This is a genomic window from Butyrivibrio sp. DSM 10294 (assembly GCF_028539135.1).
Classification (GTDB): domain Bacteria; phylum Bacillota; class Clostridia; order Lachnospirales; family Lachnospiraceae; genus Butyrivibrio.
On record NZ_JANSWL010000077.1, the window covers coordinates 239,006 to 264,564 of the forward strand.

Genomic DNA, 25,559 nt, shown 5'->3' on the forward strand with positions numbered 1-25,559 from the left:
GTGAGTGAATATGAACCAATATGTTACAGGTGCAGTTATCAGAGGGCTTCGGGAAAAGAATAAGATGACTCAGCTTCAGTTCGCAGAGAAGCTGGGAATAACCGATAAGACCGTATCCAAGTGGGAGACGGGAAAAGGGTATCCTGATATTACTCTTTTGGAGCCCATTGCGGATGTGTTCAGGATATCCGTCACTGAGCTGATATCAGGGAATACAGTAAGTAACGCCAATGTTTCCGCAAACATGATGCGGTCCAAATTTTATGTTTGTCCTGTCTGCGGCAATGTAATCCACAGCATGGGAGAGGCGGTCATCAGCTGTCATGGGATTGTTTTATCACCGGAAACAGCGGAGCCTTCAGATGAAAAGCATATGATCTTCATTGAGCGCTCCGAGGACGAGTATTATGTCAGGATTGATCACAGCATGACCAAGGAACATTACATTTCTTTCGTGGCAGCTGCATCATCAGACGAGCTTCAGATGATTAAACTCTACCCGGAAGGAAGGTCTGAGGCCAGGTTCAAGATCCGGGGCGTTAAAAGAATCTTTTTCTACTGTAACCATCATGGTCTGTTCTATATTGATGTGGTTAAAGGAATCGATGACAGAGAAAAAGGCTATGATGATGTACAGGAGAGACGGGAACTTGAGAAGGTTGCGGATATGCTTTTTGGAAAGTAAGATATTCTGTGAAAAAATAAGTGTAGAACAGGCGTAAGTCAGTGTGATTTGCGTCTGTTTATTTTTTTGTGTTAGTCTATAAGTGTGTGAAAAGAGGAGGGGACAATATGCTACAGTTTGGAATGCCGACACTTATAGAAAATAAGACACTTGAAGATAATATTTCGCTGTGCAAAGAGTTGGGGCTTAAGTTCATTGAGCTTAACATGAACTTCCCGGAATATCAGGTGGAGCAGCTGGAAAATACTGACAGGCTCCTTAAGCTTGCCGATGAGGCAGGAATCTATTTTACCATTCACTTGGATGAGAATCTTAATATCGCTGATTTCAACAGCCTTGTGACAGGAGCTTATCTTGAGACTGTGCAAAGTAGCATCGCTGTAATGAAGAAGCTCCTTCCGCTTAGGGATAAATACGGCGATAGCACGCAGCCTCTTACTCTGAATATGCACATGCATCATGGAATATACATAACCCTTCCTGATAAAAAGGTTCAGATGTACGACAGAGATTTTGATACTTATATGAAGTCCTTTGCTACCTTCAGAACGCTTGTCAGCGAGTGGATTGGAGAGGATGATATTCTTGTTGTAGTTGAGAACACAGATGGATTTAGAGATTATGAGAAAAAATCCATTGAATACCTTCTTGAGAGCCCCAAGTTCGGACTTACCTGGGACATAGGCCATTCCAAAGCAATCGGAGAGAAGGATGTTCCTTACATTCTTGAGCATAGAGACCGCCTGGTACATTTCCATATCCACGACGGCTCAGAGAATCCTCCAAAGAATCACTTGGCGCTTGGAGATGGAGAGATAGATCTGCAGGACAGATTGTCCCTGGCAGAGAGCAGAAATGCCAGATGCGTACTGGAAACAAAGACAATAGAGGCACTTAGGAAATCAGTTAAGTGGCTTGGCGATAAGGGGAGAATGAGTTGAGGGTTGATATTCAGAGGATTTCATCGGGAGAGGATGAGGTCATACTAAGGTACAAAGAAGAAAATAAGAGAATTCGTACCATACTTGATGCCATAAGAGGGGGCGGCGACAAGCTCTACGGTAGGCAGGATGGGGAGACTATATCCATTAATCCTTCCGACATCCTGTATGTGGAATCCGTGGACGATAAGATTTTTGCCTACACCAAAAAGGAAGTGGTAAGGCTTGAAGGAACCCTGGCGGGACTGCTGGATACGCTCAATGATGTGAAGTTCTTCAGGTGCAGCAAGTCCATGATCATCAACATCGAAAAGGTGGAGAGACTAAGGAGCATGTCCTCCAACCGCATTGACGCCACCATGGAGGGCGGCGAGCATATTCTGATATCAAGAACCTATGCTTCTGAGTTTAGAAGGATTCTTAAGGGGGTGAACGCATGAAGAAGGACAATAGGAAAGTATCGCTTTGGGAGAGATATCTTACCAAGGAAATCGGAATTGAATTCAAGGCATGTCTTTACTTTTTTGCAATTCTCTTTTTCTACAGCATGTACAGAATTGCCTTGGGAAGCCTGGAAGCCAGCATTATTCATATGGCGGAGATGATCTTCACCTGCTATTTCATCGGTTATGCCCAGGTATACCTTCTCTGGAATTTCGATGAGGCGGACAGCGTCGGAGCCCGGGAAGTGGCGGGAGTTATGATATGCACCTTTATCTACAGCCTTCTGTCATATCTGTTTAGCTGGTTTGACAAGAATATTTACGTGACGCTGGGATTTGCGGCGTACCTGATCGTGACCTACGTATGTGTTATTCTGATCTACAAGACCAAGAGAAATATTGATGATAAAAAACTAAATGAAGACCTGGCCCTCTTTAAGACAGAGCACAAAAAAGTGCAGGATAGGGGCGAATAAGTGCTGCTTGCGGGAACTTGTATTGTTCCCGCTTTTTTTGTGTCCTAAGATGAAAATATAAGATGAGTCGATGGGATGGTTGCCGGAAAGGAGTGCTATGGAAAACGTAATAAGTATTAGGAATCTTACCAAGACCTACGGAAAAAAGCGTGGCGTATCCGACGTGTCTTTCGAGGTTCATGAGGGTGAAATCTTTGGATTCATAGGGCCAAACGGAGCCGGAAAGTCCACTACAATCAGATCCATGCTGGGATTTTTGAATTTCAATTCGGGATCGATAAATATCCTTGGAATGGACATCGTCAAGGACCATGAGAGGATCCTTCGGGATGTGGGATATATGCCCTCTGAGGCGCTTTTTTACCCCGCTATGAAGGTGTCTGAGGTTATAAAATATGCTGCGGATGTGCGGAAAGTGGACTGCAGAGAGGAGGCGGCAAAGCTCTGTGAAAGGCTTCAGGTTGATACCTCCAAGAAGATAAAGGAGCTGTCCCTTGGCAACAGAAAGAAGGTGTCTATAGTTTGCGCGATGCAGCACAGGCCCAAGCTCTTCGTTTTTGATGAGCCCACCAGCGGTCTTGACCCTCTGATGCAGAATACTTTTTTTGAACTGATAAAAGAGTATGTGGAGCAGGGGACAACTTGCATGCTGTCCACACATGTGCTTCCTGAGGTACGCAGATACTGCGACAGGGCTGCAATAATGAGGGAGGGGCACCTTATTAAGACGGACACCGTTGAGAACCTTATAGCCACATCTGCGAAAAACGTGAAAGTGACAGCAGATGGAGAGACAAAGGAATATATGTATAACGGTGATATAAATGACCTTATCAGAGAGCTGGGCGGACAGCATGTGGAGAACCTGACTATCGAGGAGCCTTCTCTGGAGGACATGTTCATGCATTTCTATGAAGGACAGGAGGAGACGAAATGAGAGCGATAATAGGGCAGGAATTTAGGCTAAATCTGAAGAGCCTTCTGATCTGGGCGCTGACTGTGGGAGGCCTTGGGTTTATCTGTATTATGATGTACACAAGTATGGAAGGCGATGTGATGGAAATGGCAGATAGCTTCTCTCAGATGGGAGCCTTTTCCGATGCTTTTGGAATGAGCACCTTAAGCATAGCAACTATCGGCGGTTTTTTCGCAACGGAAGTCGGTACCGTACACGGTCTTGGAAGCGTGATGTTCGCAGCATTTTTTGCATCCTCAATGCTATCCAAGGAGGAAGACGGACATACGGGAGAGTTCCTTTTTTCCCTGCCGGTATCAAGAGGCAAGGTTATAACTGCCAAAGGGATTACCATTCTTGTTAATCTGATCTTATTTACCGTTATCTGTGCTGTACTTTATGCGCTTGGATTTGTCTGTCTGGGAGAAGAAGTGCCGATATCGGAACTCACCAGGTTCCTGGGAAGCATGCTTCTTATGAATGTGGAAGTTGCAGCTATAGCATATCTGATATCCGCAACATCAAGTAAGAACCGAATGGGCCTGGCACTTGGAATGTCGCTTGTTGTATATGTATATGACATTATGGGAAGAGTTATTCCGGATATGAAGGATTATCTGTTTATAGGGCCGTTTTCCTATGCAAATGCGTCGGAAATATTCGCAGGGATGGACGCACCTAAGTACAGCATCCCAGTGGCCATTGTAGTGATAGTAGCGGTTACTGTTGCAACTTATATTGCATATATCAAGAAAGATTTGGCAAGTTAATAATGCCCGGATGATAGCAGGGACGGTTGCGAGTAGGTGGGGACGGTTCTTTGTGACTCACGAAGCGAGTCACAAAGAACCGTCCCCACCTACTCACAACCGTCCCTCTGTCATCTGACACCGGTATCGGCTAATTCCGGACTTCACTTAAAAGTCTTTTTTATCCCTCATTCTCTCAATAGCATCCATCGCCAGTCTGCTTCGTTCGCACTCGGAAGCTGACAATGAGATCTGCCAGGCCAGAGGGCTTCCCTTCATATGCTCACAGGCATAGGAAAGACCGTTGGTTCTGTCATCAAGGAATGGTCTGTCTATCTGATTAGGATCGCCAAGAAGAATGATCTTGGTATCCTTACCTGCTCTGGTGATGATACCCTTGGCCTGAGTAGGTGTCATGTTCTGTGCTTCATCGATAATAAGATAGGTCTTAAGAATAGAGCGGCCTCGGATGAAGTTAAGGGCTTCGCACTGAACGATGCCTCTTTCAAAGACTTCATCGGTCTTGCCCTGAAGCTCTTTTTCATCCTTGTAGCGCTCCTCCTCATTGGAGTCGATGAGCTGCTCAAGGTTGTCGATGATGGGTCTCATGAGAGGAGAGATCTTTTCCTGCTCATCACCGGGCAAAAATCCGATGTCATCATCAAACTGTGAATTGGGTCTGCACACCAGGATTCTTCTGTACTCACCGGTGGGGCGATTGATCATTTTTTCAAGGCCCACGGCAAGAGAGTAGAAGGTCTTGGCTGTTCCTGCCATACCTTTGACGATAACGAGAGGAGCCACATCCGCAGGCTGCATAAGAGCTTCCTGAAGGAAGTACTGGCCGGCGTTTCTTGGCTTGACGCCATAGGGCTGGGCTTTTTCATATTCGAGCTTTTTGATGACGCTGCCACAGACCCTTCCCATCTGGGTTTTGTTGGTGGATTGGTCGGCTCTTACCACTACGAACTCGTTCTCAAACAGTTCGGGAGTGTACTGCTTGCCGTTCTCATCGCAGCAGTATACCTTATCCACAGGAATTCCTTTTTTCTTGAAATCCTTGAAGATATCCTCGGGAGCGTACACGTCGATTCGACCGCTGTACTGATCCGTTCTGTCTGCTACCTGTTGTGTTGTAAAATCCTCTGATTTGACGCCGAGAATACCGGCTTTGATACGCATAAGTATGTCCTTGGTAACAAGGATCACCTTATTTTTGCTTGAATCTGTAAGGCCCTTGCAGACCTTAAGTATGCGATTGTCAGACTTATATTCTGACAAGTCCTTGGGAAGTTCCACATCCTTGAAATTCTTTTCAACCCGCAGAAAGCCACCGTTGTCCATTTTGACCCCTTTGATAAGGTCCCCTGAACCCCTGAGCTGTTCCAAGATCCTGATCGCCTCCCTGACGTTGGCGCCTCGCTCGCCCTCATCTCTCTTGTGGGCATCGAGCTCCTCCAATACTACCAGCGGAAGAACGACCTCGTTATCCTCAAAGCACTTCAATGCATGGGGTGCCTGAATCAAAACGTTGGTGTCCAAAACATAGATCTTCTTCATGCGTAGATCCCCCTATATTTATATGACTTGTAACATCATTATACCATATATAGTGTTCCCAAAAAAGAAAAGAAATTTTCTGCCGAAGAGAATATTTAGATAAGATAGCCTGCACATAACAATGCTATAATAGATTTGTTCTCAAAATGTTCTTCGGAGGGGAAGTATGATACCAAAATGCGTAATGATGATAGGTTCCAAGGAATCCTTTTTCATCAAAGTATTGGTAAAGAAAATTCAAGGTAGCGGGGAAAGCAGTGGGATAGAAGCCGGGTATGTCCCTGCAAGCAAAGCAGATATCACAGCTAAGTGGGATAAGTGCGGCATTCTGACTTATTACATGGAGTCCGGCGAAGTGATAGACGAGGCACTTATCAGATTCCTTGCAAAAAAGCTTGAAGAAGGTAATAAACAGCTTATACTGGTTGGAGAGGCTGCGGATACAGCGCCGGTGCTTTCACAGCTTCCAAAAGACAGAGTATACAAGGTCTTTGACAGACCCCTGGATAATGACGAATATATTCAGGTGGTAACCGAGTTTTTTAACAGGGATACGACCGGTGAGACAAGGAAATCTGTTCTTATCATAGACGACGATACCAATTACATGGGGCTTGTCAGGCAGTGGCTTAAGGTAAAATACAAGGTTTCCATGGCATGCTCCGGGCAGCAGGCTTTTAAGTGGTTTGAGAATAATACGGCGGATCTTATCCTTCTTGACTTTGAGATGCCCGATGTCAGCGGCCCGCAGGTTCTCAAGATGCTTCATGATAATGAGAGTACCAGAGATATTCCGGTATTTTTCCTTACGGGCAGGACAGATCTGGCCGGAGTCTCGGACAGCAATGAGCTTAACTGCATTGGATTTTTGCAAAAGACCATCGGGCAGGATGAGCTTCTAAAGGTAATTGCTGATTTTTTTGGCAGTAATAATTGAATCGGAAAGAAGAAATAATAGTAGTGTCAGATAGTTTCAGAGAAATAGAATATGCCGTAACTTCTGCAGAATCAGGAATGACCATCCATGAGCTTCTGCGTAAGGTACTTAATATCTCCGCAAGAGAAGAAGCAAGATGTAAACAGTTTGAGGATGGAATCCTGATAAAAGAGTCTGAAGTCCATCCAAAGAAAGATACAACCTTTCTTCCTGAAATGCCTAAGGACAAGGATTATGGCGACTTTGCTCCCGCAAGAGCAATAGATAAGGTTTATGAAGGAGATGTCCTTCGAATCAAGATATACGAAGATAATGACAATGCCTCAGAGATAGTCCCCTCAGATGCGCCTATAGAGGTGGTCTATGAGGATGAGGACCTGATCCTGGTTAATAAGCCGGGAGACATGGTTGTTCACCCGTCCTATGCTCATTTCACGGACTCCCTCAGCAACAGGCTTGCCGGGTATTATAACAGAACAGGGCAGCAGCACGTTATTCGCGTGATAGGGCGCCTTGACCGTGAGACTTCGGGCCTCATTATATTTGCCAAGAACAGACACAGCGCCGCTCTTTTATCAGACCAGACAAGAAATATGTCCAGGAGAAAAGAGTATCTGGCCCTGTGCTCAGGTGTATTTGAGGAAAAAGAGGGAACCGTAAATGCTCCGATAGAACGACTTCCCGGTGACCGGATGATCCGCCAGGTCAGAGAGGATGGGAAAGAAGCCATAACTCACTACCTTGTGGAGCAGCAGTTTGAGGACTATGCGCTGGTTCGGCTTCACCTCGATACCGGCAGAACCCATCAGATAAGGGTCCATATGCAGTACATAGGTCATCCCCTTCTTGGAGATTCTCTGTATGGGAAAGAAATTCGAGATCACCATGGCATGAAAAGAGCCGCACTTCATGCGGCCCATTTAGAATTTAAACAACCATTATCCGGAGAGAGTCTTAAGTTTGAAGCACCTCTCCCTGAAGATATGGCGGGATTATTGCTCCTTTGAGCCCTTTGGCTTAAGGGAGCTTGCTTTTTTTATAATGCCTTTTCCGTAAGCGCCGGTGAGTTTTTCGGTCATGGCATCAAGCTTTTTCATCTTCTCGGTATCAATGGAGGGCGAATTATCACTTTTTTCCTCCATCATGTCAAAAAGGCTCATCTGTCTGTAGGAGCCGTCATCAAGCTTGGTTACTCCAACGCCCACAAGTCTTATTACTTCTCCTTTTGCAAATAGTCCAAAGGTTCCAAGAAGCAGTTTATCCGACAGTGCCTTAGCGCAGTCAAAGATAGCCTTGGCATCATCTATTGAATTATCCAGCTGCATCTGGGCTGAGTGGCGCTTGAAGTTACCTGTCTTGACCGAAACAGTGACAGTACGGCCATATACGTGGTCTTTTTTAAGTCTCTCCGAAACCTTCCCCGACAGATATTTAAGAACAGGAATAATGTCCTTGTCGTAGCTGTCTGAATTAAGGTCCGAAGAAAGAGTTGTCTCATTGGAGTAGCTCTTGGCATCGTCGTAGGAACCGGAGACGTTGGTGGAACCGTAGCCGTTGGCGCTGGCATAGATGTAGCTTCCCGCATTCTCACCAAGGATTGACAGCAGCATCTCGGTATCAGCATGTGCAGCATCGCCTATGGTGCGGATGCCCAGGCCCATAAGCCTTTGCGCGGTCTGTTTGCCACAGCCGTAGAGGTCACCTATGGGAAGAGGCCACATTTTATCCGGGATTTCCTCAGGGAAAAGAGTGTGGATCTTATCGGGCTTTTGAAAATCACTGGCCATCTTTGCCAGAAGTTTGTTACAGGATATTCCAACATTAACAGTAAAGCCAAGGGTATCCCTGACTTCATCCTTGATCCTGTGGGCCACACAGATTGGAAAAGGACAGTCCGGAGTCTCCAGATCCTTGTACAGGCTGTAGGTTCCTGTCATATCAACATATGCCTCATCTACGGAGACCTGCTCAATGACGGGAGAGTACTTGTGAAGAATCTCGATAAAGGCCCGTGAATACATTTTGTAGGTAGCAAAATCAGACTCAACCAGTACCAGCTTGGGGCACTTCTGAAGAGCCTTGACCACAGGTTCACCTGTGACGATTCCATATTTTTTGGCAGGAATGGATTTGGCAGTGATGATACCATGGCGGGACTTGACGTCCCCTCCGACGGCGGAAGGAATGGTGCGCAGATCAACGCTTCCCGGCTCCTCCTGCAGCTTTTTAAGAGCTGACCAGGAGAGGAAAGCCGAGTTGACGTCAATGTGAAATATGATGTTTTCGTACTCTGTATAACTAATTTGCATTATTGATTATTCTGGTTGGATTGATTGTTCTGATCGTTTGGAATGTTATTATACTGCTGCTGAATATAAGGATTATCCTGCTGCTGAGTATATGGAACAGCTTCCTGCTGCGGCATTTCAGGTGCAACAACAGGCTTTGGCCAGATCTGGGTATCTCTTTGCTGGCGTCTTCTTCCGATAAGGAACATTACAAGGCAGGCAATGGCCAGCTCAATTACTGAGAAAACAGTTCCCTCAACACCGAAGGCTACATTGTAGAAGGCACTGTCCATAGCTGTGGCGGCATCCAGCTTGAAAATGGAGAAAGTGGATACCAGTCCGCTGTTGGGAAGACCCAGAATGATGTTCTGCATGTAATTCCAGGCTGTGTGGGCAGCGAAGGCGCACCAGATACTGTCAAAGTAATAAACCATCAGTGAGAACAGAAGGCCGGAAAGACATATATCCAGGATTGCAAGAGGGCCAACGCCGTCGTTTCCAAGGTGAATAAGTCCGAAGAAAACTGAGTTGCCGATAATCGCAACAAGGGGATTTTTAAAGCTTCTTCGAAGTCTCTGATACAGGAAACCTCTGCAGATAAGCTCCTCCGCTGAGGACTGGATAAGAACCGTCACCAGGATAAGGAAAAGAGGCAATGGCTTGAAGGAATCGTAGTAGAGGAAAATATCCTTGTGAAGCCAGGCAGCTAATGCGCAAAGACCATTGAGACCGCCTCCGATAAGAAGACCGTACACAAACATAAGGAATGTATTTCCCTTGGGACGGGTCCACAGAGCCTTGTAGATAGGTCTGTTTCGCTTGAACAATAAGTAGAGAAGCACAACACACCATATGCCAAGGAAGGGAAGATACATTGAAAAGGTTGATGTAAGACCATCGTAATCGTGGGGATTACCGAAAATCATATAGAACAGCAAAATTCCAATCAGCTGTCCCAGCAAGATCAGTACATATGACATCAAAAACGGAAAGATAATGATGTCGTTCCATCGAAATCCTTCGTTGTGGATTTTGGACAATAATTTTTTCATACATTTCTCCTTTGTTGAGCAAATAAATTCTGTGATACGAAAACGTATAATGGTTGTCACCTCTGATTAGTATACTACATCTTGTTATACTAAGCTTAACTTAATAATAAAATTTCAAAAAGTATACACATACTTTGAAATAATTAACTCATTTTCATAAAAAAGTTATCTCTATTATATTGTTTGGACTATGGGGGTAAGGTAATATTTAGGTAGGAATATGGGGCAAAATTATCGAGTATTCCGTTAGTTTTGATATTAGGAGATTGTACTATGAAAAAGTTAAAAAAGGTTTATGCAATTGCACTTGCCGCAGTATTGGGATTTGCAACTATCGCCTGCGGAGCAGTTAATGAGGATGCGATGATTGACGATCAGGCTGCTGTAAGAGGACTTGATGAGGGAGTAGGCGAGATCTACATCGATGATGAGGCCATCGCCCTTGCAGGTACTACAACATCCAGCCAGGCAGCAACCGATGCCTGCACAGCTGTATTCAACCTTATGAATCAGCAGAGAGCAGCTCAGGGACTTCCCGCTCTTGCATGGAGCCAGGCTCTCACTAATGCAGCTCAGGTTCGTGCCAATGAGATCACGCAGTCATTCTCACACACAAGACCCAATGGTTCAGCATTCTGGACTGTAGACAGCAATGTTCAGTACGGAGAGAATCTTGCCAAGCTCTATCAGTCAGCTGACAGTGTATATGCAGCATGGATGAATTCACCTACTCATGCAGCCAACATTATGGATGCCGGCTACAAGACAGTTGGTATAGCAATTTGCCAGACAGGTGACGGAAGCTGGTATTGGGCACAGGAGTTCGGATATTGATCTGATCCTATAAATAAATATGAACTTGAAGCCGCAGTGCTCCTAAAGGAGTACTGTGGCTTTTTTGCATTTTAATGGTAAAATGGACAAGGATGTATTTTATTACTGTAGTAATCAAGGAAGAAGGAAGTCATTTTTACATGGATCATTTTTATTTTATCAGACACGGAGAGACGGTCTGGAACGTTGAGAACAAGATATGCGGAGCCACGGACATAGAACTTACGGAATTGGGACATAAGCAGGCCGAGGAAACCGGCAGGAAGATCCTTGAACTGGGCATAACCGCAGACGTCATCCTCACATCTCCCCTTGTAAGGGCCAGGGAGACTGCAAGGCACATTTCCGAGATCACGGGAATCCCTATGGTGGTGGAGCCAAGGCTTATTGAGCAAAACTTTGGCAGATATGAGTCAACGCCCAGGGACGGCGCGGAGTTTCATGAGGCCAAAAAGGATATGGCCAGCCGCTTCGGCACCGGTGAATCCATGCTGCAGCTGGCCCAGAGAATCTACAACCTGATAGACGACATCAAGGTCGGGGACAGGGAGGTGATCCTGGTGGCCCATAACGGCATTACCCGGATGGTTGAGTCCTATTTCAGAGAGATGACCAATGAAGAATTCTCCTCCTGCGGTATTAAGAACTGCGAGATCAAGAGATATGACTTTTTATAAAAAAGAAAATATAAAGGCGGTGACATTATGAAGAAACTTACACTTAAGAAATACACAGATTTTATCGTAAAAGAGACCACAGAGCTCTTAAACATCGATTCCCCTACAGGCTATACAGAGGAAGCTGCTGCCTGGGTTAAGAAAGAGTTCGAGAAGCTTGGCTTTAAGGCAACTATTACAAATAAAGGCGGCGTCATTGTTGACCTCACCGGTAAGGACAAGAAGAACGGACTGTTACTTGAGGCCCACACTGATACTCTCGGCGGAATGGTGGCAACAATCAAGGAGAACGGAAGGCTTCAGCTCACCAATCTCGGAGGTATGAACCCCAACAATGCAGAGACTGAGAACGTAAGGGTTGTGACCAAGTTTGACGGTATCTACGAGGGAACCTTCCAGCTCAATAACGCTTCTATCCATGTTAACGGCAAATATGATGAGACCAAGAGAACCTGGGAGAACTGCGAAGTAGTTCTGGATGAGGATGTTAAGAACAGGAAGGACACAGAGAAGCTTGGAATCTCCGTTGGAGATATCGTATGCTTTGAACCCAATGTAAGAGTGACGGAAAAAGGCTATATCAAGTCCAGATTCCTTGATGACAAGCTCAGCGTAGGCATCCTTCTTGGCCTTGCCAAATATATCAAGGAAAAGAAGATTACTCCTAAGAGAGCGCTGTATGCTCATATCACTGTTTTTGAAGAAGTTGGTCACGGCGGCTCCGGCTGCGTTCCGGAAGGGTGCACTGAGGCTATTTCTGTGGACATGGGATGTGTTGGCGACGGCCTTACCTGCACAGAGAAGCAGGTTTCCATCTGTGCCAAGGATAGCGGAGGCCCTTACAGCTACCCCGTAGTTCAGGGACTTATCGCTGCAGCCAAAGAGAGCGGCACTGATTACGCAGTTGACATCTATCCTCACTACGGAAGCGATGTTGAAGCAACCTTAAGATCAGGTGTAGACTTAAAGCATGGACTTATCGGCGCAGGTGTCTATGCTTCTCACGGCTATGAGAGGAGCCACAGGGACGGAGCCGAGAATGTTCTTAGACTTTTGATCCAGTACGCACTGTAAAGGGAGACACATATGCCTGCTAAGAGAGACTCAAACAACCTTACGGAAAAAGAGTTCCTTAAACAATATACTGATGCCATATATGATAAGCCCTCGGTAACCACGGACATTCTGGTGCTGAGCGTAAATGAGAGCTTCAGCGGCCTCAAGGTCCTTCTTGTAAAAAGAGAAGAACACCCATACCTTGACTGCTATGCTCTGCCCGGCGGATTTATCATGAAGGATGAGACCGCCTACCAGGCAGCAGCCAGAAAGCTCAAGGAGGAGACCGGTCTTGAGGATGTATATCTTGATCAGATATATACTTTTACCAAGCCCGGCAGAGACCCCAGGACCTGGGTAATGAGCATTGCTTATCTTGCCCTTGTGCCTGTGAAGATCGCTTTATCCAAGGCAGTATGGTTCGATATCAGAATCGAGGATTCCTGCATTAAGTTGGAAAACAGTGATGAAGGTGTAAGCATATGCTATGACATAACCAATACCACCTTCAAAAACGGCAAGCTCTCCTATGAGAACTGGGTCGCTACCCCTGTTACCAAGGACGAGCTGGCTTTTGACCACATAGAGATCATAGTTGAGTCCTTCCTTAAACTCAGGGCATCCTTCGAGCACACGGATCTTGCCTTTAACATGGTGGGAGATACCTTTACACTGCCGGACCTTCAGGCTCTGTATGAGCTTGTTCTGGGAAAAAGCCTGTACAAAACCAATTTCCGTGCCATGGTAACACCAAAGATTGAGCCCACAGGCAGCAAGATCAAATCCAGAACAAAGAATAAGCTTTCGACAGAATACCGCTACAGAGAATAAAAGCCAATCATTAATGCGATTTTAATCTGATTTTAATCTTTCAAAAATCTTATATTAATCTAGGCTGTGTATCATTTCAGATATCAAATGAAACAAACAACAAATGATTATCTGAAAGGAAGGTAAATGAAATGGAAAATTTTGAAAAGGTTGAAAAGCTCAGAGAGAAGACAGGCGTATCCTATGAGGATGCCAAAAAGGTTCTGGAAGAGTGCAATTACGACATTCTGGATGCAATGATCGAGCTGGAGCGTCAGGGCAAGGTTACTGCTCCTAATGAAGGCACATATACAGCCGGAGCAAGTAAGGACATGGAGAATGTCAAGAAGTTCGAGATCGCACAGAAGCAGTATGAGAAGGACTGCAACAGTAATGGTTTCAAGGAAGGCTGCAGGAAGCTTGGAAACTTCATCAAGATACTGTTTGAGAAGAGCATTGAGATTCAGTTCTGTGTAAATAAGGACGGTCAGAAGCTTGCAGCTGTTCCGGTTCTTGTACTTGTAATACTTCTTCTTGGATTCTTCTGGGTAACACTTCCACTGCTGATTATAGGTCTGTTCTTTGGATTTACCTATAATTTTATAGGGGATGACAAGGTGGTCGTTGACGCTAACGATGTTTGCGACAAGGCATCTCAGACCGCTGAGAATATCAAAAATGAATTTAATAAAAAGGATGATGAAGAGAACTAATGAGTAAAATATTGATCGTAGAAGATGAAGCGCAGCTGGCACGTTTTGAGGAACTTGAACTTAAGCATGAGGGCTATATCGTCGATAAGGCTGATGAGGGCAGAGGTGGTCTGGAACTGGCGCTTTCAAACGATTATGATCTGATACTCTTGGACGTAATGCTGCCGGGCATCAATGGTTTTGAGGTTCTTAGGAGAATAAGAGCTCAGAAGGATACTCCTGTTATCCTTGTGACTGCAAGAGATGCAGTCATGGATAAGGTATCGGGCCTTGATGCCGGAGCAGACGACTATATTACCAAACCCTTCGCTATCGAAGAGCTACTGGCAAGGATCCGTGTAGCTCTCAAAAGAAAGGGCGCGGGCTCACAGGTAGCCACCAGGAAGCTGTCTATTAACAATGTGACTCTGGATATGGACAGACATGAAGTCACCGCAGACGGCAACCCGGTGGAACTTACCAACTATGAGTTTGAACTTCTCAGGATTCTTATGGAGAATTGCAACATAGTCCTTGACAGAGAGCGTCTTATAAACGAGATCTGGGGCTATGATTATGACGGTGAAACCAATGTGGTAGATGTTTATATCAGACATCTTCGCACCAAAATTGATGACAAATACGGCATCAGCCTTATCCAGACAGTCAGAGGTGTCGGATATGTTATAAAAGAAGGCAGCCTATGAATAACAATATAAGCAAACGAACTTCATCCATTGCAAGAGGTATAAATACAGCTTTCTGGTTTAACAAACTGAAAGCTTTTTTTACTTTGGATCTTCTTATACTTCTGGTTTCCTTTGGACTATTTGGGTACAACAGCTTTAAGACCATTCCGGAGGATGAATATGTCAGGAGTTTTACTATAAGCGGTGAGAGCTACAGGGACGTTGTTCTCAATCTTTTTACTGATATTGGAACCTATAGCTTTCCCATGAAGGAATATGTCTATTTTACAGGAGTAGTCCTGACTGCTGTTATAGCCTATCAGCTTCTGAATCTTCTTTTTTCCCTTACCCATACCGGCAGGATCAGACGCAAACTTAAGCCCCTTAACGAGCTGGCAATGCAGGCAGAGGCCATAAGTGAGGTACCTCTTGATACTACTAAGTTCGAGGAACTGGAAGAAGCTATTTTGAAGGTCCCGGCTGATAAGAACGGAGCCAGGATCTCTACGGGAGATGAGGATCTTGCCAGCATAGAAGCTGCTCTTAACAGTCTCCTTTACAGGATGCAGGAAGCGAGGATGCAGCAGGCAAGATTTGTTGACGACGCTTCCCATGAGCTTCGAACTCCAATACAGGTTATCCAGGGCTATGCCAATATGCTGGACCGCTGGGGCAAGGATGATCCCGCTGTTCTGGAGGAATCCATCGCTGCCATCAAGAATGAGTCCGAGAATATGAAGGAGCTCATCGACCAGCTATTGTTTCTTGCAAGAGGAGATAATGGACGTCAGAAGCTGTCTATGGAGAAGATTGATCTGTCCCTGGTGATGAGGGAAGTGTGGGAAGAATCCTCCATGATAGACCCCGATCACAAGTACGATATTGAGGAAAATGAGGGCTGCTGCATAAGTGGCGACCTTGCCATGATCAAACAGTCCATACGAATATTTGTCCAGAATGCAGCCAAGTATTCCGCCAAGGGCGATACCATCAAGCTTACTGTTAAAAAGGCTGATGACAGGGTTGTTTATATAGTTCAGGACGAAGGTATTGGTATTGCAGGTGAAGAACTGAGCCACATATTTGAGCGCTTCTACAGATCCGACAAGGCCAGAAATTCATCCACCGGCGGCTCGGGTCTGGGGCTATCCATTGCAAAATGGATCATAGACGCCCACAAAGGAACCGTGGAGGTCCTTTCAAGACAGGGCATTGGAACAAGGATCACTGTGTCATTTGAAAAAGCAGAAAATAATGAAGCAGAAAGTAATTAAAACATGGACAGAATATTTGATAAGAACATAAACGGCATCGATGTCAGGGCAAGCTACAGCCAAGAATCAATAAATAACATATTTTTGCCTCTACTTGAACACCTTACTGCATTGCAGAAAGAAAAAGGCTCAAGGGTCTTAGTCATGCTGGCAGCACCTCCCGGTGCAGGTAAAAGCACTCTCTGCAGCTTTCTGGAGGAACTGTCTAAGGAGCGGGTTGAACTGTGTAAGGTTCAGGCAATTGGTATGGACGGATTCCACAGAAGACAGGAGTATCTACTGTCCCACACCACAGAGCGTGATGGTAAGACCATTAAGATGGTGGAGATTAAAGGAGCCCCGGTGACCTTCGATATTGATAAGCTGACTGAAGCAGTAAAAACAGTTGCCGCAGGAGAAAACTGCGGCTGGCCATCCTATGACAGGCACCTTCACAATCCGGTGGAGGACGCCATAATGGTTACCGGAGATATAGTGATTCTTGAAGGAAACTATCTTCTTCTTGATGAAGATGGCTGGAGAAAACTCAAAGAATTTGCTGACTATACGATCATGATCACTGCAGGCGAAGAATTCCTCAGAAACAGACTTATTGACAGGAAGGCCAAGAGTGGCAACAGCCTTGAGAAGGCTACGGAATTCGTAGATTACAGTGATATGGCCAATGTCCGCATCTGCCTTAATGATTCTATGACAGCAGATATGACACTGGCAATTGATGAAAGTGGGGAATACTCGATTAAAAATTAGGAGAGCTTGGTATGAAAACTGTAGAAATATTGGGGGCGAATCGATTTGAGACATTTTCGAAGACGCGAGACGGGGCTCGCGCGATTATCGTACAGGATGGAAATATCCTCCTTACTCATGAATTAAATTCAGGCTGGTGGCTGCTTCCGGGCGGCGGCCAGGAAGAAGGCGAGACCTTCGAGGAGTGCGTTATCCGCGAGGTCGAGGAAGAAACAGGGGTACTTGTCCGCGTCATAAGACCGGTTGTTTTCATGAAGGAATATTACGAGGAATACTGCTATTCGGGCTGCTGCTTTGCTTGCGAAGTAACGGGAAAAGGGCATATGAACCTTACCGAAGCTGAAATACGCCGCGGAGTACAGCCGGAATGGATACCTTTACAAGATGCGCTGGAACTGTTCTCAAAACATGAGTCTTATGCTGATATAAGCGAGGAAAAAAGAGGTTCATATCAGCGGGAATATATAGCCCTTAAGGAGTATATGGAGAGCGGCCCTGACAGCATTAAAGGACAGATGTATGAACGCTTCCCGGGAGTAAGCTGTGCATATAGGGATGCGGCTGGAAGAGAAATCTTGAAATACACTGGAGTTGCCGATAAGGAAAACGGTGTTGCAGTAGATAGGAATACCGTTTTTCCTGCGTGCTCGATATCAAAGTTTATTACGGCAATAACGGTTATGAAGCTTCAGGAGCAGGAGCTGCTAAATATAGATGAACCCGTCAATCGCTATCTTCATCAGTGGAAGCTTCGTACAAAAGACGGAGAAGAAAGCGACGCCACAATAAGATCGATCCTTAACCATACCTCAGAGTTATGGAGTACGCCCGAGGAACTGATGACGATAGCCAAAGAATTCTTCGAAGCAATAAATGGCCGGAGTACGTTCCTTAGCAGGGAATCTGCACTGGAAATGATAAGACCCACTGAGAACTTTTCCCAGGTGGGCCTTGGTTTATTCCTGAGTGAAGGAGACATCCTGTTATCGCAAGGATGGGGCGAAAACGGACAGAGTATGCTAAAACTAAACACTGTGACAGGAGAGATTTCAGTCGTGATGACAAATAAGGATCCCGGCGTGGATCAGACAGAATCCACAGAAATACATCGATACCTATAAGTAGTTCTTTTTTATCTTTATCCATCAGTGTTTGGACCTCCCATCTTCAAGAAATTTAAGGAATTCTTCTTTTTATCTCTTTCATACCTTTTTCAGGATCTCCATTACCATAGTATTTCAGCAGATGCAGTTTTTAATTTATCTGAGCCACTGGCTAACAGAGAGGCGTGGTCTTTCAGATTATTAGGGTTAACACTAAAGTTGTTCATAATATATTTCCTCTATGTATATTTTAATGATTACACTATGATACACAACGAATAGAAGTTTGTGTGGGAATTCTGACGTAATGACATTGAAATCGGACGAATGACAATTTTAATTTGCCTGTTGACAAAGTAGTAAAATGCTACTAATATATAAACAAGCAAAGCAAAGTAGTAAAATACTACTAATTAAAATAACAAAACACGTAAGGAGCAGATTATGACATTCAAAAAATTCAGACCAAACGACTATGTAATGGTTATCAGAAACGGGGCGGTTGTGAGAGAGGGAATCGGATTATCGGTTCTGTACAACAACATGACAACCAACCTGGTGGTGGCTCCCTCCACAGCCTTTGACGGGAGCTTCGCCTTTGATGATCTTGTGACCAGTGATTATCAGAGAGTATACGTACAGGGCGTTACCACATATATGATCACAGATTATGCCAAGGCTTCTGCAATGCTTGATTTTTCCTATAGTCCCAACGCACCTATGGATGACAAGATTCTTGAAACCATGGCAGTTCTGGAGAAGAGGATCAACAATATCATCAAGGCCATTGTTATCAAGGCAGTCAGCAAATGTGACGTCAGAACCATCATCAGACTGTCGGATCAGCTGGCAGGAGAGATTGCAGCAGCGCTTTCCCGGGATGAATCAATTGAAAAGCTGGGCGTAAGCATCACCTCTGTAAACATCCTTGGTATCAGCCCCACAGTTGAGACCAGAAAAGCTCTTGAAGCTGCAGCCAGAGAGGAAATCCTGAAGGAACAGGACGATGCCATCTACAAGAGAAGGAACGCAGCCATCGAGCAGGAGAGACTCATCAAGGAGAACGAGATCAACACCGAGATCAAGGTGGCAGAGAAGGAGCAGGAGAAGGAAGAAAAAGAGCAGGAGATGAAGCAGGCAATTAAGTTGAAGGCCCTTCGCGCAGAGCTTGCCCTGAACACAGAGAAGCAGGAAAAAGAATTTGATCTTCAGGAAAAGGCCACAGCCAAAAAGCTCCTTATCGAGAAGCAGGAAATGCTTGGTAAGATCGAGCTTGAAAAGAAGAACAAGGAATACACGGAGCTTGAAGCCGAGAATGCAAGGATCAAGGCAGACCAGGAAGCATATGCAGTAGAAGGAATCGTAAGAGCATACAACAACCTGAACGTAGCCCTCGTCGAGGCATGCGCAATGGCTCAGACAGATCCCGCAACGCTGATGGCTAAGGCATTTATGAACATCGGAGAGAACGCCGGCAAGATTGAGAATTTCAATATCACACCGGATCTTCTTAAGACCATTGTAAGTGGCCTGGGACCTGACAAGGGGACGGTTCTTTTGTCAGGTTATGAAGAATAAAAATGACGCGATGACGTCTTTGGACAACATAGTGGAAAAACTGACAAAAGAACCGTCCCCTTGTCAGGTTAGGGAGGATAGAGATGACAGACAGAGGCATGAACAAGGTGGTGTTGGTAAAGAGGCGCACCAGATACGAAGAGCTTAAGAGAAGATATAACACCATAGAGCAGGCGAAATTTTATATAGAGCATCTGGGTGCAGATTTCTCTGACTATGAACTTGAGGACAGAAATTATAACAATGCTCTTGAGAGCGTAAGGAACCTTGTTCGCCCCATGGCAAGACTTCAGGAGATAGACAGGGAATATATTTCCAACATGATCTTTGGCCCCAAGGACATAGTTATTGCAGTGGGCCAGGACGGACTCGTGGCCAACACCATGAAATATCTTGACGGTCAGCCTCTTATAGGAATTAACCCCGATCCCGCAAGATGGGACGGGGTGCTCCTTCCCTTTGAAACAGGGGACCTGGAAAGAGTACTTCCCAAGGTGATCGATGATACATTCTCAGAGAAAAATGTTACAATGGGAAAAGTGGAGTCTAAGGACGGTCAGGTTCTTTACGCAGTAAACGACTTCTTTATAGGCGTAGACAATCACACTTCCGCCAGATACCACATTAATTACAGAAACCGGATAGAGAATCAGTCATCATCGGGAATCATCATTTCAACAGGCTTTGGCATGACGGGGTGGCATAAGTCAGTCATGGCACAGTTCAGAGGTATGGCCAGGAGCTTCGGCCTTGGAGATGTGAAGGAACCTGTCTTTGACTGGGGAGCCAAAAGTCTCACCTTCCAGGTAAGGGAGCCATATCCCAGCAGATTCACCCAGGCAGAGCTTGTCTACGGACAGATTGAGGAGAATGAGAACCTTCTTATCACCTCGAACATGAGTGAAAACGGCGTAGTCTTTTCAGACGGAATCCTTGATGACACCATTGAATTCAATGCGGGAATGCAGATTGAGATTTCAGTCGCAGACCGTATCGGGAGACTCGTTACCGGTTGAAAGGACGGGAAATGAGTTCAAATTTTGATACCTTTTTTGAGAAGAACGGAGATCTTAAGGAGGGGGTACTGTCAGACAAGCTCTGGCTTAAGTACCTGACCCAGACCGACAACGTTTATGTAAATGCCGAGAGACTAGAAAGTATGGGGAGCCTTTCGGGCAAAGAAACTCTCATGTATGTAATGAGAACTCTTGATATACTTGATGAGATCAAAGAAAGAGAGAGCCTTTCCACAGATACCTTCGATGCGGTGAGGCTTACTCTTATGTGGTCAGAAGTGGCCAAGGGCGGCCTTGAGGCTGAGAGAAAAGAGTGGATCAAAAAGGGATATCCTTTGGATATTCACAACATAGCCTCAGCTGAGATCTACAAAGACGCAACCGGAGATTCCGGACTTGTGTATACCCTTATTAAGACCCACGGAGTTGTAGGTCAGTCCCTTAGAGGTGAGATTTCTTTTTCCGGAAATAAAGATCTTCTTGGGATTAAAAGAGATGATTTAAAGGTCCTTCTCATGGCTCTTAATGAGTGCATCATCAGGGCTGTCAGTGACAACATATGGAACAGGGTTAAGAAGAGCACGGAGTCTCTTATAGATGGAATCGTAAGGGGAGAGCTTAAGGAATATTCGCCGGCCCATAGGCTCCAGAAGCTTCTTCCCGGGGAGATTGAGTTCTTCGATAATGACGTTAAGTTTTTTGAGAAAAAGATATTCCCAAGGTTTGAACTGTGGTATTTCGAGGCGGCGCTTTCCGATTTTAACATGGGGCAGATAAGGACTATTCTGGCCAATATTCTTGAAGTGATAGATGCACAAAATGACCCGGTTAATCACCTTAACTTCAAGGCTCTTGCAGATAATCTCTACTACGATTACGAGGGCAAAAAACATATCAATATCTATAAAAAACGTATCATCGAAAAGTACCTTCTTGATGCTTCCGTTCAGAATGTGAACATAAATGTGAAGGTTCGTAACGGCTCAGCCTATGTGGATTTCAAGTTCTCCAGGGTGTGTGAAAAGCTCATTGACTTCTGCGTTGAAGCGGAGAGGAGCGGTCTTCTTACCTTCGAAAAGAGTATCATCGTACTCTACGATATGTTTGGCTTCAGGCGCGATGCCTTTGACAGGCTCAACAATGAAGACAAGTATCTAAGGACCATGAATGATGTATCAAAGAGCACCAAGGACAGCATCATAGATTATGTGGCCGGAGACAGCGTTGTGGATGTGGGAAGCGGCGGTGGAATCCTACTTGATAAGCTTGAAGCCAGGTTTCCGGATAAAAAGGTCATCGGTACCGATATCTCAACCAACGTTATTGAGGCTCTGGGCCAGAAGAAAAACAGAGAGGGACACAGCTGGGAAGTCAAAGTTCACAACTTCGTGGATAAGACCTTGGAACCAAAGGCCGGCAGCGTTATATTCTCATCAATACTTCACGAGATATATTCATACACTGAAAACGAGAACGGAAGATTTGAAATTGACAGTGTGAAAAAGGCTCTTAGAAATGCCTATGACAGTCTTGATAAGGGCGGCAGGATCATTATCAGAGACGGTGTTAAGACTGAAGGTAGTGCTGTCAGAAAGATAAGATTCAAAACGGCAGCAGGCCTTGATTTCTTTAAGAACTACATGACGGACTTCAAGGGACTTAAGGATATACCGGAGGATAAAAAGGTCACCGATATCGATGAGAAGAACCTAACAGTTACCGGTGATATCAACTTTATCAGAGAGTTTCTTTTCACCTATACCTGGGGTTCTGAGAGCTATGCCCATGAGGTTCAGGAGCAGTTCGGATATTTTACACTGGAGGAATATAAGAACTTTTTTAAGGAAATGGGTGCTGAACTTGTTTTTGCAGAACAGTTCCTGGAACCGGGCTACCCCGATAACCTTGGCAAGTACTTGGAACTCCTTGATGAAAAGGGCGAAATAACTGAATATCCAGAGTCCAACTGCATCATTGTAGCACAGAAACAGTGACGATAATTTAGCAGATATTTAATTCTTTTACCATACATACTTAATTATGCCGTGCTATAATTTATCTTGAAGAGAAAGAACTTTTTTCTTATAGGAGGGAAAGTTATGTTTGGTAAATCATCTAAGGATGTCTATGTAAACAAAGAGACTCAGCCGATCTCTGTGTCCGGAGCAAATGATAATCCTTTTATGCAGGAGATGCTAAGGGGCGAAGAGAGAAGAAGAGTAAAACATACGGATGATGTGTATAATAGGCAGAATGGATATATAAAGTGATAGCAATAAAAAGGGGACAGTCCCCATCAACAAATTGTGAACTACATATCTTTCCGGCAGGTACTGATGTTCACAGTTTGTTAATGGGGACTGTCCCCTTTTTATTGCTATCACTTCTTCGACAGATCCGTCTCGGAATACTTCTCATCGCAGTACTTGCAACGATAAATCTCTTTTTTCTCATCCGACAGATAGAAGATCTGGGGCAGCTCCTGCTCGATGGAGGAGATGCATCTTGGGTTGTGGCAGCGGATGACATCCTTTATCTCCTTGGGAAGAACCAGAGATCTCTTCTCGATTATCTCACCGGCTTTAATAACATTAACGGTGATGTTGTGGTCGATAAATGCCAGAACATCAAGGTCAAGGGTATCGATATCACATTCTACCTTCAGAATGTCTTTTTTGCCCATGGCCTTACTCTTGGCGTTCTTGATTATGGCAACGGTGGAGTCAAGCTTATCAAGGCCAAGGTGCCTGTATATCTGCATGCTCTTTCCTGCCTGGATATGGTCAAGAACAAAGCCTTCTTCTATTTTTCCAATATTTAACATAGAAATCCTTCTTTCTGAAATTCTAAATGATTTACCTGAAACAATAATCTATATTCTGAGCCGGAGATCAGAACTTCCTCAGAAGATCGTGATTCATATGGGCATCAGTCATATCAAGGAGAGTTAAGATAAGTGCCATTCTTACGTACAGACCGTACTGAACCTGCTTGAAGTATGCGGCCCTTGGGTCATTGTCAATCTCAACGGAGATCTCGTTGACTCTGGGAAGGGGATGGAGAATGTACATCTTCTCCTTGGCAAGGGACATCTTGGCCTTATCAAGGATGTAGAAATCTTTGAGTCTTATGTAGTCTTCCTCGTTGAAGAAACGTTCCTTCTGAACTCTTGTCATGTAGAGGAAATCAAGCTTGGGCATAACCTCTTCCAGACGAACAACCTCTTCGAAGGGGATGCCCTTGGAATCAAGCATTTCTGTTATATAGTCGGGGACTCTTAATTCATTTGGAGAAATAAATACGAATTTGATGCCTGTGTAACGAGTCAGGGCATTTATAAGAGAGTGGACGGTACGACCAAATTTAAGGTCTCCGCAAAGGCCAATGGTGAAATCACCAAGTTTGCCGTAAAGTGATCTGATTGTAAGAAGATCTGTGAGAGTCTGGGTGGGATGCTGATGACCTCCGTCACCTGCATTGATAACGGGAATACCGGATTTGGAAGCTGCAACCATCGGTGCGCCTTCCTTGGGATGCCTCATGGCACATATATCTGCGAAACAGGAAATAACTCTAATGGTATCGGAAACACTTTCGCCCTTGGCTGCCGAGGAAGATCCCGCATCTGCGAATCCAAGGCATTTACCGCCGAGACGAAGCATTGCTGTTTCAAAACTGAGTCTTGTTCTGGTACTTGGTTCATAAAAACAGGTAGCCATTATCTTTCCCTCACACTTGTGGGAATAGGCTTCCATATTGTTTTCGATGTCATTTGCCACATCGAAAAGCGCCTCCAATTCCTCAACCGAGAAATCCAGAGGATTCATCATGTGTCTTAACTTATTCATACCGTCTCCTCAATAATTAAATGTAAAATACGTAGAATATATGGAATCAGCCGCTGACCACGAAAACCGAGGCAGGTCTGGAACCATCAAGGGGCATATGATACGTCGTCGCATCATCTCCAAAAACCTTAAAATAAACATAGCGGGATGTCAAGTTAATACTGTTAACAATACCCTCGTACAAAATGTAAATATTGCTTCCGTCCAGATCGCATCTGCGAAGGGCGGGGTGATCAGCGTTGGAAAAAGAGTAGTAGATGTGCTCATGGTCCATGGTGAAGCAGTCACATCTGTCGGAGACTACAAGCTCCTGAACTCCGGTTGAGAGGTTGGTTCTCCAGATGCTGTAATTGGATTCTCCGTTGAGATAGTAGATGTAGCCGTCCATAACCACAGGGAAAAAGCAGTATCCCGGTACCACCACTGTATCAGAGTAGCTGCCGTTTAAGCGCATGGCATGTATGTTGTGATCGTTGGTAACGCCGGTGTAATATAGAATGCCGTTGTCATAGCAGACAGGGGATATCATCTCATTGGCAACCTGCTGTTTATCCTTTTTGTCAACGCGGATCTTGTTAAGGGTGCCGCCATCTGTTTTGCCCTGGTAATAGATATATTCACCGCAGAGCTGAACCTCGCCGCAGAAGTCACGAAGAAGACAGGTCTGATTCCTGCCCTTGGTGGTGCACCTGTAGATTCCGAACTGATTGGAAGCGGCTCCCAAGCCTGTAACCTTGCCGGACTTGTGAGTTGAATCCATGTAAAAATAGAGGTAGCCGTTGGCTCCGTTGATATACTTGGCACCCATGGTGGTAAGGCGCTTTGGTTTGGATTCATCAAGATTCATGGAGTATAAACAATTTTCTTCCTGGGAATTGGAAAAATAGACCTTGCCGTCCATCTCGAAAAACAGACCGCCGTTCTGAAGATTGCCTGTCATATTCCCTACGTCCGAAGGATCCATAGGGATCCGCTGCTCGTAAAGGGTGACAGCAACCAGACCGATAGATAAAAATGCCACAAGTAAAAAAACGATAACAATTTTCTTATTCATGGTTAACCCCTCTCTTAGAATTATTATAGGCTCGTTAAACCTTGCTATCAAGCACAAAATCAACTATCATGAATATATATATGCGTATGTTT

At 44.9% G+C, this 25,559-nt stretch carries 27 protein-coding genes; 21 read left to right on the forward strand and 6 right to left on the reverse strand.

Going from position 1 to position 25,559, the window contains the following annotated elements:
- The first annotated feature begins 10 nt into the window (after positions 1 to 10).
- The 6 genes from NXH67_RS10225 (at position 11) to NXH67_RS10250 (ending at position 4,270) form a co-directional block, all read left to right on the forward strand.
- A complete protein-coding gene (locus tag NXH67_RS10225; RefSeq protein ID WP_272797319.1) occupies positions 11 to 685 on the forward strand; it encodes a helix-turn-helix domain-containing protein in 675 nt (224 codons plus the stop codon).
- A 107-nt stretch (positions 686 to 792) separates the two neighbouring features.
- Positions 793 to 1,626, forward strand: coding sequence for a TIM barrel protein (locus NXH67_RS10230; protein ID WP_272797320.1), 834 nt, complete (start codon positions 793 to 795; stop codon positions 1,624 to 1,626).
- On the forward strand, positions 1,623 to 2,066 hold the full coding sequence (locus NXH67_RS10235) for a LytTR family DNA-binding domain-containing protein (protein ID WP_022776811.1): 444 nt from the start codon (positions 1,623 to 1,625) through the stop codon (positions 2,064 to 2,066). Before NXH67_RS10230 ends, NXH67_RS10235 begins: the two co-directional genes overlap by 4 nt.
- The gene (locus NXH67_RS10240) at positions 2,063 to 2,545 is read left to right on the forward strand and encodes a DUF3021 family protein (RefSeq protein ID WP_272797321.1); all 483 of its coding nucleotides are present in this window, start codon (positions 2,063 to 2,065) and stop codon (positions 2,543 to 2,545) included. The genes NXH67_RS10235 and NXH67_RS10240 overlap by 4 nt, the downstream gene beginning before the upstream one ends.
- 97 nt (positions 2,546 to 2,642) lie before the next feature.
- On the forward strand, positions 2,643 to 3,482 hold the full coding sequence (locus NXH67_RS10245; RefSeq protein WP_272797322.1) for an ABC transporter ATP-binding protein: 840 nt from the start codon (positions 2,643 to 2,645) through the stop codon (positions 3,480 to 3,482).
- The gene (locus NXH67_RS10250) at positions 3,479 to 4,270 is read left to right on the forward strand and encodes an ABC transporter permease subunit (RefSeq protein ID WP_022776808.1); all 792 of its coding nucleotides are present in this window, start codon (positions 3,479 to 3,481) and stop codon (positions 4,268 to 4,270) included. Before NXH67_RS10245 ends, NXH67_RS10250 begins: the two co-directional genes overlap by 4 nt.
- A gap of 147 nt (positions 4,271 to 4,417) precedes the next feature.
- On the opposite strand, the gene NXH67_RS10255 is transcribed toward NXH67_RS10250, so the two are convergent.
- Entirely contained in the window at positions 4,418 to 5,809 is a 1,392-nt protein-coding gene (locus NXH67_RS10255) for a PhoH family protein (RefSeq protein WP_022776807.1), read from the reverse strand.
- 166 nt (positions 5,810 to 5,975) lie between these two features.
- Here NXH67_RS10255 and NXH67_RS10260 point away from each other — a divergent pair, with 166 nt between their 5' ends.
- Both NXH67_RS10260 and NXH67_RS10265 read left to right on the forward strand, forming a co-directional pair.
- Positions 5,976 to 6,746, forward strand: coding sequence for a response regulator (locus NXH67_RS10260; RefSeq protein ID WP_272797323.1), 771 nt, complete (start codon positions 5,976 to 5,978; stop codon positions 6,744 to 6,746).
- A gap of 23 nt (positions 6,747 to 6,769) precedes the next feature.
- Positions 6,770 to 7,753 carry an RluA family pseudouridine synthase gene (locus NXH67_RS10265; protein ID WP_272797324.1) on the forward strand — a complete coding sequence of 328 codons (984 nt, stop codon included), beginning with the start codon at positions 6,770 to 6,772 and terminating at the stop codon, positions 7,751 to 7,753.
- Here the strand turns inward: NXH67_RS10265 and NXH67_RS10270 are convergent.
- Together NXH67_RS10270 and NXH67_RS10275 are read right to left on the reverse strand one after the other, a co-directional pair.
- Positions 7,739 to 9,055 carry a DNA polymerase Y family protein gene (locus tag NXH67_RS10270; protein WP_272797325.1) on the reverse strand — a complete coding sequence of 439 codons (1,317 nt, stop codon included), beginning with the start codon at positions 9,053 to 9,055 and terminating at the stop codon, positions 7,739 to 7,741. The genes NXH67_RS10265 and NXH67_RS10270 overlap by 15 nt on opposite strands.
- Entirely contained in the window at positions 9,055 to 10,086 is a 1,032-nt protein-coding gene (locus NXH67_RS10275; protein ID WP_272797326.1) for a CPBP family intramembrane glutamic endopeptidase, read from the reverse strand. Before NXH67_RS10275 ends, NXH67_RS10270 begins: the two co-directional genes overlap by 1 nt.
- A gap of 273 nt (positions 10,087 to 10,359) precedes the next feature.
- Between NXH67_RS10275 and NXH67_RS10280 the strand changes: the two genes are divergently transcribed.
- From NXH67_RS10280 to NXH67_RS10340, 13 genes are all read left to right on the forward strand, one after another.
- Positions 10,360 to 10,920, forward strand: coding sequence for a CAP domain-containing protein (locus tag NXH67_RS10280; RefSeq protein WP_272797327.1), 561 nt, complete (start codon positions 10,360 to 10,362; stop codon positions 10,918 to 10,920).
- Between the two features lie 140 nt (positions 10,921 to 11,060).
- Entirely contained in the window at positions 11,061 to 11,597 is a 537-nt protein-coding gene (locus NXH67_RS10285) for a histidine phosphatase family protein (protein WP_026668486.1), read from the forward strand.
- Positions 11,598 to 11,624: 27 nt separating this feature from the next.
- Positions 11,625 to 12,671, forward strand: coding sequence for a M42 family metallopeptidase (locus NXH67_RS10290; protein ID WP_022776800.1), 1,047 nt, complete (start codon positions 11,625 to 11,627; stop codon positions 12,669 to 12,671).
- Between the two features lie 12 nt (positions 12,672 to 12,683).
- The gene (locus NXH67_RS10295; RefSeq protein WP_022776799.1) at positions 12,684 to 13,484 is read left to right on the forward strand and encodes an NUDIX domain-containing protein; all 801 of its coding nucleotides are present in this window, start codon (positions 12,684 to 12,686) and stop codon (positions 13,482 to 13,484) included.
- 131 nt (positions 13,485 to 13,615) lie between these two features.
- Positions 13,616 to 14,176 (forward strand): UBA/TS-N domain protein, encoded by a 561-nt coding sequence (locus tag NXH67_RS10300; protein WP_272797328.1) that lies wholly within the window; start codon positions 13,616 to 13,618, stop codon positions 14,174 to 14,176.
- Positions 14,176 to 14,862, forward strand: a complete 687-nt coding sequence (locus NXH67_RS10305) for a response regulator transcription factor (RefSeq protein WP_022776797.1) — start codon at positions 14,176 to 14,178, stop codon at positions 14,860 to 14,862. Before NXH67_RS10300 ends, NXH67_RS10305 begins: the two co-directional genes overlap by 1 nt.
- Positions 14,859 to 16,118: a sensor histidine kinase gene (locus tag NXH67_RS10310; RefSeq protein WP_272797329.1), complete on the forward strand. Its 1,260-nt coding sequence runs from the start codon at positions 14,859 to 14,861 to the stop codon at positions 16,116 to 16,118. Before NXH67_RS10305 ends, NXH67_RS10310 begins: the two co-directional genes overlap by 4 nt.
- A gap of 3 nt (positions 16,119 to 16,121) precedes the next feature.
- Positions 16,122 to 16,868, forward strand: a complete 747-nt coding sequence (locus NXH67_RS10315; RefSeq protein ID WP_272797330.1) for a nucleoside/nucleotide kinase family protein — start codon at positions 16,122 to 16,124, stop codon at positions 16,866 to 16,868.
- A gap of 11 nt (positions 16,869 to 16,879) precedes the next feature.
- A complete protein-coding gene (locus NXH67_RS10320) occupies positions 16,880 to 17,989 on the forward strand; it encodes a serine hydrolase (protein ID WP_272797331.1) in 1,110 nt (369 codons plus the stop codon).
- Between the two features lie 426 nt (positions 17,990 to 18,415).
- Positions 18,416 to 19,549, forward strand: a complete 1,134-nt coding sequence (locus NXH67_RS10325) for an SPFH domain-containing protein (protein WP_272797332.1) — start codon at positions 18,416 to 18,418, stop codon at positions 19,547 to 19,549.
- Positions 19,550 to 19,632: 83 nt separating this feature from the next.
- A complete protein-coding gene (locus NXH67_RS10330) occupies positions 19,633 to 20,565 on the forward strand; it encodes a sugar kinase (RefSeq protein ID WP_022776791.1) in 933 nt (310 codons plus the stop codon).
- 11 nt (positions 20,566 to 20,576) lie between these two features.
- Positions 20,577 to 22,559, forward strand: a complete 1,983-nt coding sequence (locus NXH67_RS10335; protein WP_272797333.1) for a methyltransferase — start codon at positions 20,577 to 20,579, stop codon at positions 22,557 to 22,559.
- Positions 22,560 to 22,664: 105 nt separating this feature from the next.
- Positions 22,665 to 22,835, forward strand: coding sequence for a hypothetical protein (locus tag NXH67_RS10340; RefSeq protein WP_022776789.1), 171 nt, complete (start codon positions 22,665 to 22,667; stop codon positions 22,833 to 22,835).
- Between the two features lie 110 nt (positions 22,836 to 22,945).
- On the opposite strand, the gene NXH67_RS10345 is transcribed toward NXH67_RS10340, so the two are convergent.
- The 3 genes from NXH67_RS10345 to NXH67_RS10355 all read right to left on the reverse strand — a co-directional run bounded on the left by NXH67_RS10345 (position 22,946) and on the right by NXH67_RS10355 (position 25,467).
- A complete protein-coding gene (locus tag NXH67_RS10345) occupies positions 22,946 to 23,389 on the reverse strand; it encodes an aspartate carbamoyltransferase regulatory subunit (protein ID WP_022776788.1) in 444 nt (147 codons plus the stop codon).
- A 67-nt stretch (positions 23,390 to 23,456) separates the two neighbouring features.
- Positions 23,457 to 24,413, reverse strand: a complete 957-nt coding sequence (gene pyrB / locus NXH67_RS10350) for an aspartate carbamoyltransferase (RefSeq protein ID WP_272797334.1) — start codon at positions 24,411 to 24,413, stop codon at positions 23,457 to 23,459.
- Positions 24,414 to 24,459: 46 nt separating this feature from the next.
- Positions 24,460 to 25,467, reverse strand: a complete 1,008-nt coding sequence (locus NXH67_RS10355; protein WP_272797335.1) for a DUF5050 domain-containing protein — start codon at positions 25,465 to 25,467, stop codon at positions 24,460 to 24,462.
- Positions 25,468 to 25,559 lie beyond the last annotated feature (92 nt).